The organism is Nocardiopsis ansamitocini (assembly GCF_030268225.1).
Taxonomy (GTDB): Bacteria; Actinomycetota; Actinomycetes; order Streptosporangiales; family Streptosporangiaceae; genus Nocardiopsis_D; species Nocardiopsis_D ansamitocini.
The window spans coordinates 941,724-956,661 of the sequence record NZ_BSQG01000001.1 but is presented as its reverse complement, the minus strand read 5'-3'; the positions used below and the strand labels follow the sequence as shown (position 1 = coordinate 956,661).

General features: G+C 70.4%; 15 protein-coding genes. 12 read left to right on the top strand and 3 right to left on the bottom strand.

What is annotated here, in order from left to right; all coding sequences use genetic code 11:
- The first annotated feature begins 15 nt into the window (after positions 1-15).
- From QSJ59_RS04315 to QSJ59_RS04290, 6 genes are read left to right on the top strand one after another with little or no spacing between them, the layout of a single operon-like run.
- On the top strand, positions 16-843 hold the full coding sequence (locus tag QSJ59_RS04315) for an ABC transporter permease (protein WP_285757365.1): 828 nt from the start codon (positions 16-18) through the stop codon (positions 841-843).
- A complete protein-coding gene (locus tag QSJ59_RS04310) occupies positions 840-1,628 on the top strand; it encodes an ABC transporter permease (RefSeq protein ID WP_285757364.1) in 789 nt (262 codons plus the stop codon). Before QSJ59_RS04315 ends, QSJ59_RS04310 begins: the two co-directional genes overlap by 4 nt.
- Before the next feature lie 27 nt (positions 1,629-1,655).
- Complete coding sequence (locus QSJ59_RS04305) at positions 1,656-2,678, top strand: ABC transporter ATP-binding protein (protein WP_285757363.1); 1,023 nt, start codon at positions 1,656-1,658, stop codon at positions 2,676-2,678.
- Entirely contained in the window at positions 2,675-3,721 is a 1,047-nt protein-coding gene (locus QSJ59_RS04300) for an ABC transporter substrate-binding protein (protein ID WP_285757362.1), read from the top strand. The genes QSJ59_RS04305 and QSJ59_RS04300 overlap by 4 nt, the downstream gene beginning before the upstream one ends.
- Complete coding sequence (locus QSJ59_RS04295; RefSeq protein WP_285757361.1) at positions 3,718-4,680, top strand: nucleoside hydrolase; 963 nt, start codon at positions 3,718-3,720, stop codon at positions 4,678-4,680. Before QSJ59_RS04300 ends, QSJ59_RS04295 begins: the two co-directional genes overlap by 4 nt.
- A 17-nt stretch (positions 4,681-4,697) precedes the next feature.
- Positions 4,698-6,401, top strand: coding sequence for an adenine deaminase C-terminal domain-containing protein (locus QSJ59_RS04290; RefSeq protein WP_285757360.1), 1,704 nt, complete (start codon positions 4,698-4,700; stop codon positions 6,399-6,401).
- A 10-nt stretch (positions 6,402-6,411) separates the two neighbouring features.
- On the opposite strand, the gene QSJ59_RS04285 is transcribed toward QSJ59_RS04290, so the two are convergent.
- Both QSJ59_RS04285 and QSJ59_RS04280 read right to left on the bottom strand, forming a co-directional pair.
- Positions 6,412-7,296, bottom strand: a complete 885-nt coding sequence (locus QSJ59_RS04285; protein ID WP_285757359.1) for a siderophore-interacting protein — start codon at positions 7,294-7,296, stop codon at positions 6,412-6,414.
- Between the two features lie 88 nt (positions 7,297-7,384).
- Positions 7,385-8,002 carry a hypothetical protein gene (locus QSJ59_RS04280; protein ID WP_285757358.1) on the bottom strand — a complete coding sequence of 206 codons (618 nt, stop codon included), beginning with the start codon at positions 8,000-8,002 and terminating at the stop codon, positions 7,385-7,387.
- 246 nt (positions 8,003-8,248) lie between these two features.
- Between QSJ59_RS04280 and QSJ59_RS04275 the strand changes: the two genes are divergently transcribed.
- Positions 8,249-9,277, top strand: a complete 1,029-nt coding sequence (locus QSJ59_RS04275) for an STM4015 family protein (protein WP_285757357.1) — start codon at positions 8,249-8,251, stop codon at positions 9,275-9,277.
- A gap of 60 nt (positions 9,278-9,337) precedes the next feature.
- Here QSJ59_RS04275 and QSJ59_RS04270 read toward each other — a convergent pair whose 3' ends face one another.
- Entirely contained in the window at positions 9,338-9,859 is a 522-nt protein-coding gene (locus QSJ59_RS04270) for a globin domain-containing protein (protein ID WP_285757356.1), read from the bottom strand.
- Positions 9,860-10,290: 431 nt separating this feature from the next.
- Between QSJ59_RS04270 and QSJ59_RS04265 the strand changes: the two genes are divergently transcribed.
- Genes QSJ59_RS04265 through QSJ59_RS04245 form a run of 5 tightly spaced genes read left to right on the top strand, consistent with a single transcriptional unit; the run spans position 10,291 to position 14,930 of the window.
- Positions 10,291-10,740: a hypothetical protein gene (locus QSJ59_RS04265; protein WP_285757355.1), complete on the top strand. Its 450-nt coding sequence runs from the start codon at positions 10,291-10,293 to the stop codon at positions 10,738-10,740.
- Positions 10,737-11,873, top strand: coding sequence for an STM4014 family protein (locus QSJ59_RS04260; RefSeq protein ID WP_285757354.1), 1,137 nt, complete (start codon positions 10,737-10,739; stop codon positions 11,871-11,873). The genes QSJ59_RS04265 and QSJ59_RS04260 overlap by 4 nt, the downstream gene beginning before the upstream one ends.
- Entirely contained in the window at positions 11,870-12,712 is an 843-nt protein-coding gene (locus QSJ59_RS04255) for an STM4013/SEN3800 family hydrolase (RefSeq protein ID WP_285757353.1), read from the top strand. Before QSJ59_RS04260 ends, QSJ59_RS04255 begins: the two co-directional genes overlap by 4 nt.
- Positions 12,709-14,049 carry an STM4012 family radical SAM protein gene (locus QSJ59_RS04250; protein WP_285757352.1) on the top strand — a complete coding sequence of 447 codons (1,341 nt, stop codon included), beginning with the start codon at positions 12,709-12,711 and terminating at the stop codon, positions 14,047-14,049. The genes QSJ59_RS04255 and QSJ59_RS04250 overlap by 4 nt, the downstream gene beginning before the upstream one ends.
- Positions 14,046-14,930 (top strand): STM4011 family radical SAM protein, encoded by an 885-nt coding sequence (locus tag QSJ59_RS04245; protein ID WP_285757351.1) that lies wholly within the window; start codon positions 14,046-14,048, stop codon positions 14,928-14,930. Before QSJ59_RS04250 ends, QSJ59_RS04245 begins: the two co-directional genes overlap by 4 nt.
- Positions 14,931-14,938: the final 8 nt, after the last annotated feature.

Here is a 14,938-nt window from a genome sequence, read left to right as displayed (position 1 = left end):
GCCGACCTTTCGGGGGTGGAGTTGACCAGCCGCAACACCGTGCGCCTACTGCTGCTCCCCGGTCTGGCCGTGCTGCTGTTCGCCTTCCTCTATCCGGTGGCGGCCACCCTGGCGGCCCCACCGGACGGGGATCCGGCCACAGTCGCCCGTGAGACCGGGGCGCTGCTCACCGACCCCAACCTGCTGCCGGTGATCGCCCGCACCATCCGGGTCTCGGTGCTGACCACACTGATCTGCCTGGTCCTGGGCTTTCCCACGGCCTATCTGATCTCCCGCGCACCCGCCCGATGGTCCGGAAAACTCCTGGCGCTGGCGATCTTTCCGCTCATGCTCAACACCGTTGTGCGCACTTACGGATGGATCGTCGTCCTCGGCGGCAACGGGGTGCTCAGCACCGCTTCCCAGGCGTTGGGCCTGGGCCCCGTCCAACTGCTCTACACCGAGACCGCGATCGTGCTCGGCCTGGTCCAGTTGTTCCTGCCCCTGATGATCCTGTCCAGCTACTCCAGCCTGTCCCAGCAGGACCCCCGCCTGGAGGATGCCGCCCGCGGCCTGGGAGCCGGGCCGTCCAGGGTCTTTCGCCAGGTCGTGTTCCCTCTCGCTCTGCCAGGGGCACTGGTGGGCTGCACCCTGGTCTTCGCCGGAGCCGTCACCGCCTTCACCACCCCCCAACTGCTCGGCGGTTCCCGCGAGCGCATCCTGTCCACCCTGCTCTACAGCCGGGTCAACGTCAGCCTCGACTGGCCCGCGGCCAGCGCCGTCGCCCTGGTCATGACGGTCCTGGTGCTCGTCGTGGCCGCACTGTCGGGCCGGTTGAGCAAGCGAGGGAGCACCACCTCATGATCCTCAGACGCCCCTTGCTGTCCCTGCTCAGCGCGATCGCCTTCGTCATCATGCTCGGTCCGGTGGTGATCCTGCTGGGAGTCGCCTTCACCGCGGGCAGCACGCTGACCTTCCCGCCCGAAGGACTGTCCCTGCGGTGGTTCGCCGCGGCCCTGGAGTACCGGCCCTTCATCGACTCCCTGGGGACCAGCCTCGTCGTCGCGGTGCTCTCCACCGCCGCGGCCCTGGCCCTGGGAATCCCCGCGACGCTGGCGCTGCAACGCGGGGCCGTCCCGGGCAAGGCGTTCATCGAGAACCTGTTCATGACCCCGATCATCGTTCCCGAACTGGTGCTGGGCCTGGCCCTGTTCCAGCAGCTCATGGTGGGCTTCAACATCACGGCCCTGGGGACCCTGGTCATCGGGCACACCGTCCTGCTGCTGCCTTACACGGTGCGCGTCGTGGGGGCCTCGCTCGCCCTGGCCGACCCCCGCCTGGAGGAGGCCGCCCGCGGCCTGGGCGCGGGACCGGTGCGTACCTTCTTCTCGGTGACGGTCCCGGTCATGCGCCCGGGAATCATCTCCGCCACGATCCTGGCCTTCATCACCTCGCTCAACAACGTTCCGCTGTCGCTGCTGCTGACCGGGCCGGGCGTGGCCACCCTCCCGGTGGAGATGCTCAACTACGTGCAGTCCTCGTTCGATCCGGTGGTCGCCGCGGTCAGCGTCGTCCTGTTGGCGCTCAGCGTCGCGGTAGCCCTACTCACCGAGCGCCTCGTCGGATTCAACAAGGTCTTCGGCCGCTAGCGGCCGGGTTCAAGGAGACATCGAGAAATGACACCTGTAGTCCAACTCGACGGGGTGGGCCACCGTTTCGGAAGCGCGGCCAACGGCGTCGCCGCCGTCAGCGACCTCGACCTCGCGGTACGCCGCGGCACCTTCACCACCCTGCTGGGCCCCAGCGGCTGCGGCAAGACCACGACCCTGCGGATGATCGCCGGGTTCATCCGTCCCACGTCCGGGCGCATCCTGCTGGAAGGGACGGACGCCACCGACACCCCGCCCGAGCGCCGCAACATCGGCATGGTCTTCCAGTCCTACGCCCTGTTCCCGCACATGACGCTCACCGACAACGTCGGCTTCGGCCTGCGGGCCCGCAGGCGGCCCGCGGCCGAGGTCAGGAAACGTGCCGGTGAGGCACTGGAACTCGTGGGGCTGTCCCACGCCGCCGACCGCAAGCCCGGCGAGCTGTCGGGCGGTCAGCAGCAGCGGGTGGCCCTGGCCCGCGCCGTCGCCATCGAACCGTCGGTGCTGCTGCTGGACGAACCGCTGTCCAACCTCGACGCCCGCCTGCGCGTGCAGATGCGCCAGGAACTGCTGCGCGTGCAGCGCGAAACCGGACTGACCGCGATCCTGGTCACCCACGACCAGGACGAGGCGCTTCAGCTCTCCGACACGATGGTCATCCTCAACGGCGGACGGCTGGAGCAGCAGGGCGACCCGCGTACGGTCTTTCCCGCGCCCGCCAATCGCTTCGTCGCCCAATTCCTCGGATACGACAACTTCCCCGAGGTTCCCGGCTTCGGACCGGTGACGATCCGCCCCGAGCACGTCCGGCTGACCGCGGCCGTCACCGGTGAGGAGGCCGCCACCGACTCCGTGGAGCTGGCGGGCACCGTCGCCGATGTCACCTACCAGGGCAGCCACTGCCTGATCGGCGTGGACACGGCGGGTGGCCGCCTGAACTGCGTGCACCCCGGCGACGACTTCCGGCCCGGTGAGGCGGTGCGCATACTGCTGCCCCGCCACCGCCTCGTGGAGCTGGCCGACGCGCACACCCCGGCCGGTGCCCGATGAGACGCGCGGTCGCCGCAGCAGCGGGAACCCTGGCCGCGGTCATGGCCCTGACCTCCTGCGCGGCCACCCGGCAGAACGACACCACCACCCTCGTGGTGAGCACCTTCGCCTTCGCCACCGAAGAGTTCATGCAGGTCATCGGTCGACCCTTCGAACAGGAGACCGGAATCAAGGTCGTCCTGGACACGGGGAACAACGCCACCCGGCTCACCAAACTGCGGATCAACAAGGACAACCCCGACACCGACGTCGTCCTCATCTCCGACTACTACGCCGAGATCGGCAAGCAGATGGAGCTGTTCCAACAGGTCGATCCGGCCGCGGTCCCCACCCTGGACCAGATCCGCCCCTGGGCGCTGGACCCCGACGGCTACGGGCCGGCCTACACGTTCCAGCTCCTGGGCATGATGTATCGGACCGACATGGTCACCGAGGAACCCGCCTCGTGGGACGCCCTCTACCAGTCGGATCTGCCCGGCGGGTTCGCGCTGCCCGACATCTCGGTGTCGGCCGGCCCCATGCTCGTCCTGGCCACCGGGGAAGCGTACGGATCGGGCCCCACGGACGCCGACACCGGTTTCGACCGGCTCGCCGAGATCGGGCCCGACGCGCTGCAGTTCTACACGGGGTCCACCGAACTCACCAGTCTTCTGGAGCGTGGCGAGATCGCAATGGCCCCCGGCCTGGACAACTTCGCCATGAACGCGGTCGAGGCGGGGCAGCCCATCGGTTTCGCGGTTCCGGAGGAAGGCCGGGTCATGACGGCCAACACCGCCCAGATCGTCGCGGGAGCCCCCAACCGGGCCGGTGCCGAGAAGTTCGTGGACTTCCTGCTCGACCCGGACGTGCAGTCGGAGGTCGCACGGGTCATCTACGACAAACCGGTCCATCCCGACGCCGAGGTCACCGACCTCATGACCGAGGTTTCCGGGGACGCCGCCGTGGACCCGGCCGGCAACGGCTACCACCAGGGCGACCTCGAACTCATCGCCACCGAGCGCTCGGCCTGGCTGGACCGCTTCGTCGAGCAGGTGGCCAGATGAGCATTCCCGTTGTCATCGACTGCGACCCCGGAGTCGACGACGCCCTCGCCCTGCTCTACGCCCTGGCCTCTCCCGAGCTCGATGTGCGCGGGGTGACCACGGTCGCCGGCAACGCCGGACTGGACCAGGTCACCCGCAACGCCGCCCAGGTGCTGGACCTGGCCGGCGCGCCCGCGGACCTGCCCCTGGTCGCCGGCCTCGCCGGGCCGATCGCCCGCACGGCCCGCATCCCCGACGAGCCGATGCACGGAGCAGGGGGCCTGGGCGGGCTCGACCTGCCCGGCTCCCTACGTGCCCCCGGCCGGGAACACGCCGTCGACTGGCTGGCCGAGCAGATCCTGGCCGCCCCCGGCGAACTGACCCTGGTCGCCCTGGGGCCGCTGTCCAACGTCGCCGCGATGGTGGCCCGGCACCCCGAGGCGGGCCCCGCGCTGCGCGGCATCGTCGTCATGGGCGGGGCCGCCCGCTGCCAGGGCAACGTCACCCCCGCCGCCGAGTTCAACTTCTTCGCCGACCCCGAGGCGGCCCGCCGGGTCCTGGAATCGGGCCTGGCGGTGCGCGTCGTGGGACTGGACGTCACCCGAGCGGCGCTGTTTCCGTTGGAGCCGGCCGAACGACTGGCGGCACTGCCCGGTGCCGCCGGTGCGGCCGGAACCCTGTTGCGCGGTTTCGTGCAGCGCTACCAGGACCGTTTCGGCGTCGCGGCCGTCCCCGTCCACGACGCGCTGGCGGTCGCCGCGGTCACCCACCCCGGGCTTCTCGGCTACGACAGCGGTACGGCCACCGTGGAATGCGCGGGCGAGGTGACGCGCGGCGCCCTCGTCGCCGACCTGCGCACCCCCGGCCGTGCGCGCGACGTGCGCGTCGCCCGCACGGTGGACGCCGACGGTTTCACCCGGCTGCTCACCGAACGGCTCGCCGCCTACGCCCGCACCCGGCCCACCGCCGACCGACCATGACGAACGAGGAACCCCACATGAACCCGTCCGACCCCGTCGACCTGCTCATCAGCGGCGGCAGCGTGGTGTCGGTGCAGACCGGAGAGGTCTGGGCCGCCGACGTCGCCATCACCGGCGACGCGATCCGGGCCGTGCTGGAACCGGGAACCCCGGTCACGGCGGCCGAGGTGATCGACGCGACCGGACTGCTCGTCGCGCCCGGTTACGTCGACGCACACATGCACATCGAGAGCTCGCTGCTGGCCCCCCGTGAATTCGCCCGGGTGACCCTGCCGCGCGGCACCACGACCGTCCTGGCCGACGCCCACGAGATCGTCAACGTCGCCGGACGCGACGCCCAGGCATGGATGATCGAGCAGGGGCGCGACACCGCGCAGACGATGCGCTGGGCCGTCCCGTCCTGCGTTCCCGCCCTCGACGGGTTCGAGACTGCCGGGGCCCGCCTCGACGCCGCCGATATCGCGGAGATGTTGGACTGGGCAGACGTCACCACCCTCGGTGAGGTCATGGACTATCGCGCGGTGGTCTCCGGCGACCCGCGTATGCGCGCCATCGTCGAGGTGGCCCGTACCCGGGGCGTCCGCCTGGACGGGCACTGCCCCAACCTGTCGGGCGTCGACCTCAACGAGTACCTCTGGGCCGGGATCGACTCCGATCACTGCAAGAACACCGCGGAGGTCGCGGTGGAGAAGGCGCGGCTGGGGATGCTCCTGATGCTTCAGGAGAAGTGCCTCACGCCCGAGGTCGTCGACGCCCTTCTCGCCCTTCCGCGCCTGCCCGACCTGTGCCTGGTCACCGATGACGTCGCCGCCGACGCGATCCTGGCCGGCGGACACCTGGACCGGGTCGGCCACGTCGCCCTGGAGCGCGGGATGGCGCCCGTCGAGGTGCTGCGCGCTCTCACCCTCACCCCCGCCCGCCGCCTCGGCCTGCACGACCGGGGCACCGTCACCCCCGGAAAACGGGCCGACCTGGTGGTACTGAACGCCCTCACCGACCTCACTCCGGCCGTGGTCGTGGCCGGGGGAGCGGTGGTGGGACGCAACGGACAACCGCTCCAGGCCGCTGCTGCCCTACCGGCCGACAACCCCTTCGCGGGTACGGTCCACCTGGAGCCCTTGGCCGAGGGGCACCCTCAGTGGCGGGTGGACCTGCCCGACGGGGAACACACCTTCCGGGCCATGCGGGTCAACGAGGTGGACACCTACACCGAGGCCGCCGAAGTGGTGCTCGACGTATGCGACGGCGTCGTGCAGTGGGAAGGGCACACCGCTGTCGTGGCGGTCCTGGAGCGCCACACCGGGGACGCCACCGTGGCGGTCGCACCGGTCGTGGGGCACGACCTCGCAGAGGGGGCCTTCGCCAGCACCTACGCCCACGACAGCCACAACCTCACCGTCATCGCCACTTCGGCCGAGTCGCTGCGAACAGCGGCCAACGCGGTGATCGCCGCGGGCGGGGGAATGTGCGCCGTGGTCGCCGGAGAGGAACCGGCGCTGCTGGAACTGCCGATCGGCGGGGTGATGTCGGACCGGTCCGCCGGAGAGGTCGCGCGCGTATCCGGCCGGGTGCGCGCGGTGCTGCACGCGTGGGGTTGGCGCAACCGCAACGCTTTCATGAGCGTCTCCACCCTCACCCTCGCGGTCTCCCCCCAGGTCAAGATCACCGACCGGGGTCTGGTGCGGGTGGTCGACCGGGCGTGGGAACCCGCGGTCGTCTAGGGAGCGGCGCTCACAGCCCGGCGTCGTCGAGGCGGCGGTCCACCTCGTCGCTGATCTGTTCGCCGTCGTGTCCCGCTGCCGTCCCGGCGCGGTAGATGGCGGCCAGATCGATCCCCGCGGACGCGAAGCGCCGGCTCCATTCGCCGGCCCGGGGACGCCAGTGGGTGATGACCGTGTAGGAAGCCGGTGCCAACCCCAGCCCGTGGCGCAGGTGGCGGCGGATCGCGCGGGTGGCCGCGGCCTCGCCGGCCACCCACACGTACCCGGGCCCGGTCGGAAGCGTTACGTCGATGGCGGTCCCGGCCAGAGTGCTGCCCAGATGCGGGGACGGGTTGTGCGTCCAGACCGGTGGGCCGGGCAGGACCTGCTCGTCCGCGGGGCCGGGGACTTCCAGAAAACTCCGGGTGGGCAGCCGCTCTGGAGTCTGTTCCAGGATTCGGCCGACGGCGGGCAACGCCGTCAGGTCGCCGACCAGGACCTGCCAGCGGGCGTTCTCGGGAGGCCGGTACCAGTGGTGCGGACGGGAGACGCCCACGTGGTCGCCCTTTCGGACGCGGGCGGCCCAGTCGGCGCCCGCGCCGCTCCCGTGCACGACCACGTCCACGGTCAGCGCGCCGCGCCGTTCGTCGCAACGGCGCACGGTGTACCACCGGCCCTCCAACCCCGGGGCGGCCCCCGGACGGGGCCAGGAGCCGGAATCGTCCTGTGGCACCGCCGGCAGGGGCTCTCCCGGTGCGGGCAGGAACAGTTGCACCGCCTCGTCGGGGACCCCCGATCCCGGGAACCAGCCGGTGAGACCGGTGCCGCCCAACACGATCCGCCGCAGGGACGGTGACAGGGCTTCAGCGGACAGCACCCCGGCACGGAAAAAAGCAGGAGAACGCGGACCGCGCATCCCTCTCCTTTCCGATCACCGGGTGCCCCCCGGGCAGGGCACCGTCCAGGTCAACCGTAGCGGCGCCCTGCCCGGGGCGGGGAACCGCTCAGTCCTGCGAGCCGGCCGAACGGGGCGCGCCCGGGCGGGGTTTGCTGCGGACCTTGCGGCTGCTGACGGCCGGCGCGGGAGCCGGTTCTTCTTCGGCCGACGCCACGGGGGAGCCGCTGGGAACGACGGGGGAGGAGAGGGTGGAGCCCGAGTGGATGCCCAGCGCCTCGTTCTCGACGTCGAGCATCTTGCGGATCGCCTCGGGGAGCGCGGGCAGCCGCTCGCCGCGGAAATGCGCCCCCAGGACATCGAGGGCGTGGTCGCACAGCAGGGAGCGTCCGCGCCCCGACCGGACACCGCTGAGCTCCTGGAGCTCGGTGATGCCGCTCTCGCGCAGCAGCCGGATGACGTCCCCGATCCGACCGCGCACCTTGCGGTCGGTGAGGGCGAGGGACACCGCTTCGGCTTCGGCCAGTCGCGACGGCGAGCCGGCCTCGGTTCCGGCGGTGGATGCGTCGCGCTCGGCGATGAAGACGGCGGTCAGCCGGCGGGCCGAGTCGCGCACCGCCGAGCGGTCCTGGGTCTGGCGCGCCTGGCGTCCGAGCAGCCAGGTCACCACCGCGCTGGTCACCAGGCTGATGGCCGCGCCCGTCAGGACGAGCGTCAGTTCGTTCATGGGTAGCGGACTCCGAACGGGTAGGGGGTGAGAAGCCGTCGACCGTGCTGTCGGGCACGTCACGGCCACGGGTCATGGGGGCACGCGATCAGGGCCGACGGGGAGGAATGCGGAGCATCCTCCCATGATCTCCACGCAATGGACATAGCGTCGTGTGCCGGCCGCGGCGGTTCGCGTCGGGGCTCCGGCGCCCCCTGCTGGTATCACTGATCGCGACCCCGTCCGCTGGAACATGGAGCCCGTGCGATGACGATCCACAACTATCTGACCGAGTACGCCGGCCTTCCCGTCGTGGACTTCCCCTCCAAGGACCTTGAGAAGGACCGTCTCGCCCGGCACGAGCGCGTGGCCGCGCCGGCCGGCCGTCCACCGGGACCGCCCGAACCCGACCACGCCCTGGCCGCGGGAACCGCCGACCCCTCCTCCGTGGCGTGGCGGCTACGGGTCGGGTCCTGGGAACCAGAGGAGGTGTACGAGGACTACTTCGCGCGCTTCCTCACCGAGGTGGACACCACGCGGATCACCGCGCTCGTCATCGGGAGCTGGGCCGAACCAGTCGAGAACAGCGCCGAATCCGTCCGTGACCTCCTTGTCGCACACGCCGACCGCTTCCCCGCGTTGCGCGCGCTGTTCTTCGGCGAGATCGTGCTGGAGGAGGCCGAGATCTCGTGGATCCAGCAGTGCGAGGTCTCCTCGTTGCTCGCGGCGTTCCCGCGGCTGCGCGAGTTCACCGTCCGAGGTGGGACCGGGCTCGGATTCTCCGGTGCGGGGCACGCAGGGCTGGAGCGGTTGACCGTGCAGACCGGCGGCCTGCCCCAAGGGGTCGTGACCTGGGTACTGGAGGCCGATCTGCCCGCGCTGACCCATCTTGAGCTGTGGCTGGGAGTGGACGACTACGGACGCACCACCACCCTGCGGGGGCTGGCGCCACTGTTGTCGGGAACGGTGCTGCCTGCCCTGAGCTCGCTGGGGCTGCGCAACGCCGACGACACCGACGCACTGATCGAGGCCCTGTCCCAGGCGCCCGTGCTCGCGCGACTGGGGGCGCTCGACGTGTCGATGGGAACGCTCACCGAGGCCGGAGCCCGAACGATCATCGGGGCGGAGGCGTTTCGTTCCTTGCGCCGTCTCGACCTGCGTGCCCACTTCCTCGATGCCGAGGTCGCCGAAGAGGTCCGGGCAGCCCTGCCCGGTGTGGAGGTCGACCTGCGCGATCCGCGCGAACCCGACACCTACGGGGGCGAGACCTACTACTACCCTGTTGTCACCGAGTGAGCGCTGCCCCGTCGGCTTCTTTCCCAGCAGCGGGCCGCGCACGAGCGGGGCGATGGAGTGTCAGCCGGCGGTGCGGCCGGGAGCGGTGCCCCTGGCCCCGACCGGGCAACGGCCCGCCGGTTTCGGTTCCGGGGGAGCCACGGAGGCGGTCGCGCCGGCGAGCATACTGGCGGCGATCCATTCGTAGACCAGGATCCACGCGGAACTGAACGACGACGACCAGGTGGGGGACAGGTCGTGGACCGCCTCGACCATGGCGCGCCCCACACAGGGGTAGTCCTCGGGGCCCAGCCCCCATTTCTCGTGGTGGTAGCGGCCCAGACGCATGAGGTAGTTCTGCATCTGCGCGGGGCGGTCCAGATGGTTCACCACCTGGATGATCGCCTGGGCCATCCGGGTGGTCTGCCTGCTCATGTCCTCCGGGAACAGCTCCCGGATATGTGGAACCGCTTCGAACAGATGAGTGTAGAAGGACTCGGCCAGGACCTCAGGGCGGTCGAGAAGATCCGCGCAGCTGGCCTGGACCGCTTGGATCGTCGCCGCGTCCGGATGGGGGAGTTCGCCGATGGTTCTGGGGGACATGGTGCGACTTCTTCCTGTTCGCTGGAACGTGCGCCGACGCGCGGAGTCGGTTCCGAGGCGGCGCCTGTTCCAAGCGCCGGGGTCTTCGAGGTACAAGGCCGGTTCGCCACCGTGCCCACAGCACTGCCCCAGGAGGTGTCCGGCGTGCGCGGTCCCCGTTTCGATATGCAGTTTCCGTCGTTTCGCAAAACACCATAATCCGTTCACCAAAGGGGTGTCCGGTGCCTGAGATATCGCGTTTCACGAAGGACTTAAGCCTTTAGGAAATACGGGTATTTCGCCTTTTCCGAAAGGACTTTCGGCCCTGGAGGGGACGGGGCGCGCCGTCGGTGCCGTGCACACGGGAGACGGGTGGGGCACGCGGGTCCTCTGGGATGTGTCATCGCCCACCGATAAGACTGGGGGGCGGTCCATTTCAGTCAGGAGCAGGTATGCCGATCCACGAACACGCCGCCGTGTTCGCCGGGCTCCCCGTCGTGGAGTTCCTCACCACTGAGAGCGAGATCTCCTGGATTCCCCGGTGCGATGTCTCCCCGTTGTCCGGCGCCTCCCCTGCGCTCGACGAATTCACGGTGCGCGGTTCCGCGGGATTGGGGTTCTCCCCGGTCCGCCACGAAACCCTGCGCCGTTCGGCCCTCCAGACCGGCGGCCTGCCCGGTCGGGTGCTGAGGGGGGTGCCGGCCGCCGAACTTCCCGCACCGCACCACCTGGAACTGTGGTTCGGCAGCCGCGAATACGGCGGTGATTCGACGAGAGCCGATCTCGCCCCGCTGCTCGACGGAGCACTCTTCCCCAACCTCACCTCCCTCGTTCTGCGCAACGCCGACCGCACCGACGAACTGGCGGCCGGACGATCCCGCTACCCGGCGGGCACCGAATGACCGCCGATCCGCTGCTGACCGTCGTCGCCGTTCCAGGCGGCCGAAGGCTGCGGCTGTTTACCGACGCGGTACGCGCCCAGGGACTCGCCGACCCCGTTCTGCTGCCCTGGTCGGACCTGGCGGCCGGCCGAGGCACCGTCGCACCGGGCGCCCTGGTGCGGGTGGACTCCCCAGGAGAGGACGTCCGCACCGCCCGGCTGCTCACCGGGCTCGACCACGACCCCGATCCCTACCGGGTCGAGGGCTCGGCGGCCTTCCATCGCGGAATGCGCGCCGCGCTGCGCCGCCTCACCGGGGTCGTGGCCGAGGCTCCCGGAGCGCAACTGCTCCAGGATCCGGCCGACCTCGCCGTCATGTGCGACAAACGCCTTTGCCACGCCCGGTTGTCGGCCGCCGGTGTGCGGGTCCCGCCCGCACTCGGCGGCCGGCCCATCAGCGGCTACACCGACCTGCGCGAACGGATGACCGCGCGGCGCTGGTCCCGGGTGTTCGTCAAACCGGTGCACGGATCCTCGGCATCGGGAGTGGTGGCGCTGACGGCACACGCCGACCGGGTGCTCGCGGTCACCTCCGTGGACCTGGTTCACGGTGCCCAGGGGCCGGAGCTGTACAACAGCCTGGTGATCAAGAAGTACGAGGACGAGTCCGACGTCGCCACGATCGTAGACGCACTGTGCGCCGACGGCGTGCACGTGGAACGGTGGCTGCCCAAGGCCGCACTGGGCCGGGCCTCCGTCGACCTGCGCGTCCTCGTCGTCGCGGGCCGTGCCACCCATGTGGTGGCGCGCACCTCCAGGTCGCCCATGACCAACCTCCACCTGGGCAATGCCCGTGGCGACCTCGTCGCGCTGCGCGGGGCGATGGGACCCCGTGCCTGGGACAGGGCCATGTCGGTCGCCGAGGCGGCCGCAGCGTGCTTCGGTCGCACCCTCCACGCGGGCGTGGACCTGCTCCTTGCCCCCGGCCTGCGCGACACAGCCGTGTGCGAGGTCAACGCCTTCGGCGACCTGATCCCCGGTATCCACCACGAGGGCCGCGACACCTATGCCGAGCAGGTCCACGCCGTTCGGACCGGCCGCCACACGCCGGTTGAACCGTTCGGCCCGGAGCGCGAACCAGAAGGACGCCGATGACCGCGCGCCCGGACATGAACACCGTGGTGGGAACGCACGACATCATCCTGGTCACCCTCGACACGCTGCGCTACGACGTGGCGGCACGGCTGCTCGCCGAGGGGCGTACTCCCAACCTCGGTGCACTGCTGCCCGACGGGTCCTGGGAAAGGCGCCATGCACCGGCGAGTTTCACCTACGCCTCGCATCTGGCGATGCTGGCCGGATTCCTGCCGACCCCGGCCGAACCCGGACCGCACCCTCGGCTGTTCGCCGCCGGTTTTCCGGGCAGCACCACCACCGATGCCCGCACCTGGACGTTCGACGCCCCTGACATCGTCGCCGGACTCGCCGCAACCGGCTACCACACCGCCTGTGTCGGCGGGACCGGATTCTTCAACCGCCTTTCGGCACTCGGATCGGTACTGCCCGACCTGTTCACCGAGAGCCACTGGGAGCCGGAGTTCGGCGTCACCGACCCAGCCTCCTTCGAGAACCAGGTGGCGCGGGTCGCGGCCGTGACCCGCGCGGCTCCCGACGACCGTCCCCTGTTCCTCCTGCTCAACGTTTCCGCTCTCCACCAGCCCAACTGGTTCTACCTGCGCGGAGCGCGACCGGGGACGCCCGACGGCCCCGACAGCCACGCCGCCGCCCTGGAGTACGTGGACGCACACGTTCCCGCCCTCCTGGCCGCCCTGCGCGGCCGGGGCCGCCCCTGCTTCACCATCGTCTGCGCCGACCACGGAACCGCCTACGGCGAGGACGGCCACACCGGTCACCGCATCGGCCACGAGACGGTCTGGACCGTTCCCTACGCGCAGTTCACCATCCCCGCTGCCCGCCCCGAGGAGCACTCGTGACGTCAATCGACATCGAAGCCGCGCCGGCGGCCGACTCGCCCTACCGCTCCTACGTCTACGGCTATCCGCACAAAAGCGCCTACCGGCCGCTCGACGACCCCCCGAGGCTGACCGATGTCTGGCGGGAAGAAGACACCGACGCCCTCTCGCTGTACTTCCACATCCCGTTCTGCGAGATGCGCTGTGGGTTCTGCAACCTCTTCACCCGGTCGACCCCGCCGGCCGAGCAGGTCAGCGCCTACCTCGACGCCCTGGAGCGCGAGGCGTACGCGGTGGCCGAGGCCGTTCCCGACGCACGGTTCGCCCGTGCGGCCTTCGGCGGGGGTACCCCCACCTATCTGACCGCTGCCGAACTGGAACGCCTCTACGACCTCGCCCGGCGGGTACTCGGCGCGGACCTGGCAGCCATCCCCACCTCGGTGGAGACCTCCCCGGCCACGGCCACGCCCGATCGGCTGGCGGTGCTGGCCGAGCGCGGCGCCACCCGGATCAGCATCGGGGTGCAGAGCTTCATCGACTCCGAGGCGCACGCCGCCGGTCGCCCTCAACGCCGCGACGAGGTGGCCCGGGCCCTGCGTGCCATCCGCGACCACACCCGGGCCCGCCTCAACCTGGACCTGATCTACGGAATCGACGGTCAGACCTCGGACACTTGGCGCTACTCCCTGGACACCGCATTGGACCTCGCGCCCGAGGAGATCTACCTCTACCCCCTCTACGTCCGTCCGCTGACCGGTCTGGGGCGCAGGGGGCGTGACTGGGACGACCACCGACTCGCCCTTTACCGACAGGGGCGCGACCACCTTCTCGCCCGGGGCTATCGGCAGGTTTCGATGCGGATGTTCGAGCGGATCGACGCCCCCGGTGGCGACGGCCCGGCCTACTGCTGTCAGACCGACGCGATGGTGGGACTCGGGTGCGGAGCCCGTTCCTACACCCGCGACCTGCACTACTCCTTCGACTACGCGGTAGGGGTGCGTCAGGTGCGCGCGATCATCGACGACTACATCTCCAGGGACCACGCGGGTTTCGAACGTGTCGGTGTGGGTTTTCGTCTGGACACCGACGAGAGGCGCCGCCGTCACCTCCTCCAGTCGCTGCTGCGCGCCGACGGTGTCGACCTCGCCCTCTACACCGAACGGTTCGGTGCCGACCCCCTCGTGCACTTTCCCGCCCAGCTCGCCGAGCTCGCGGGGCGCGGCTGGATCGCCCCTGCCACCCATCCCTTGCAGGAGTTGCGCCTCACACCGGAAGGACTGGCGCACTCCGACGCGATCGGCCCGTTGCTCTTCTCCGCCCCGGTCGCCGATCTGATGGCGGGGTACTCGGCGCGATGAGTCTGCCTCGTTCACTGTCCATCCTGTATCGCGGCCCGCTCGCCAGCTGCGACTACGACTGCCCCTACTGCCCCTTCGCCAAGCGTCGCGACAGCCCCGACCAGTTGCGCGCCGACCGCGCCGCGCTGGAACGGTTCGCCGAATGGGTCGTGGAGCAGGGCGAGGCCAGTCCCGGTACCAGGCTGTCGGTGCTGTTCACCCCGTGGGGGGAGGGCCTCGTCCGGTCCTGGTACCAAAGGGCCATCGCCCGACTCAGCCACCTGCCGCATGTGGAGCGGGTGGCGATCCAGACCAATCTGAGCGGGCGCCTCGACTGGCTGGCCGACTGCGACCACGGGTCCGCAGCCCTCTGGGCCACCTTCCATCCGGGCCAGGTGTCCTACGATCGGTTCCTGGGCAAGTGCCGTCGGCTCACGGAACTGGGGGTGCGTTTCAGCGTCGGCGTGGTCGGGTTCCCCGAACACCTGGAGCAGACCCGCCGACTGCGTTCGGAACTGCCGGAGCAGACCTATCTCTGGGTGAACGCGGCAGAGGGCCGTTCCTACACCGACGCCGAGGCCTCCCTCTGGCAGGAGATCGACCCGCACTTCGCCTACAGTCGTACACCGCACGCCAGTCTGGGCCTGGCGTGTCGCACCGGGGACACCGTCGTATCGGTCGACGGGGACGGGACCGTGCGCCGTTGCCACTTCGTGGCAACCGAACTCGGCAACCTCTACGACGGCTCCTTCGCGGACAACCTGCGTCCCCGAGCCTGCCCGGCGCTGAGCTGCGACTGCCACATCGGCTACGTACACCTCGAACCACTCGACCTCTACCAGGTCTTTCGCGGCGGAGTGCTGGAGAGGATCCCCGCCGCCGACAAGAAGACGGCGATCTGATCAGGACG

What these genes read in the sequence shown, in the direction of transcription:
- QSJ59_RS04290 (WP_285757360.1), top strand. Translation starts at nt 4,698, where the DNA reads ATGAACCCGTCCGACCCCGTCGACCTGCTCATCAGCGGCGGCAGCGTG.
- QSJ59_RS04310 (WP_285757364.1), top strand. Translation starts at nt 840, where the DNA reads ATGATCCTCAGACGCCCCTTGCTGTCCCTGCTCAGCGCGATCGCCTTC.
- QSJ59_RS04305 (WP_285757363.1), top strand. Translation starts at nt 1,656, where the DNA reads ATGACACCTGTAGTCCAACTCGACGGGGTGGGCCACCGTTTCGGAAGC.
- QSJ59_RS04255 (WP_285757353.1), top strand. Translation starts at nt 11,870, where the DNA reads ATGACCGCGCGCCCGGACATGAACACCGTGGTGGGAACGCACGACATC.
- QSJ59_RS04275 (WP_285757357.1), top strand. Translation starts at nt 8,249, where the DNA reads ATGACGATCCACAACTATCTGACCGAGTACGCCGGCCTTCCCGTCGTG.
- QSJ59_RS04285 (WP_285757359.1), bottom strand. Translation starts at nt 7,296, where the DNA reads ATGCGCGGTCCGCGTTCTCCTGCTTTTTTCCGTGCCGGGGTGCTGTCC.
- QSJ59_RS04295 (WP_285757361.1), top strand. Translation starts at nt 3,718, where the DNA reads ATGAGCATTCCCGTTGTCATCGACTGCGACCCCGGAGTCGACGACGCC.
- QSJ59_RS04265 (WP_285757355.1), top strand. Translation starts at nt 10,291, where the DNA reads ATGCCGATCCACGAACACGCCGCCGTGTTCGCCGGGCTCCCCGTCGTG.
- QSJ59_RS04260 (WP_285757354.1), top strand. Translation starts at nt 10,737, where the DNA reads ATGACCGCCGATCCGCTGCTGACCGTCGTCGCCGTTCCAGGCGGCCGA.
- QSJ59_RS04300 (WP_285757362.1), top strand. Translation starts at nt 2,675, where the DNA reads ATGAGACGCGCGGTCGCCGCAGCAGCGGGAACCCTGGCCGCGGTCATG.
- QSJ59_RS04270 (WP_285757356.1), bottom strand. Translation starts at nt 9,859, where the DNA reads ATGTCCCCCAGAACCATCGGCGAACTCCCCCATCCGGACGCGGCGACG.
- QSJ59_RS04245 (WP_285757351.1), top strand. Translation starts at nt 14,046, where the DNA reads ATGAGTCTGCCTCGTTCACTGTCCATCCTGTATCGCGGCCCGCTCGCC.
- QSJ59_RS04280 (WP_285757358.1), bottom strand. Translation starts at nt 8,002, where the DNA reads ATGAACGAACTGACGCTCGTCCTGACGGGCGCGGCCATCAGCCTGGTG.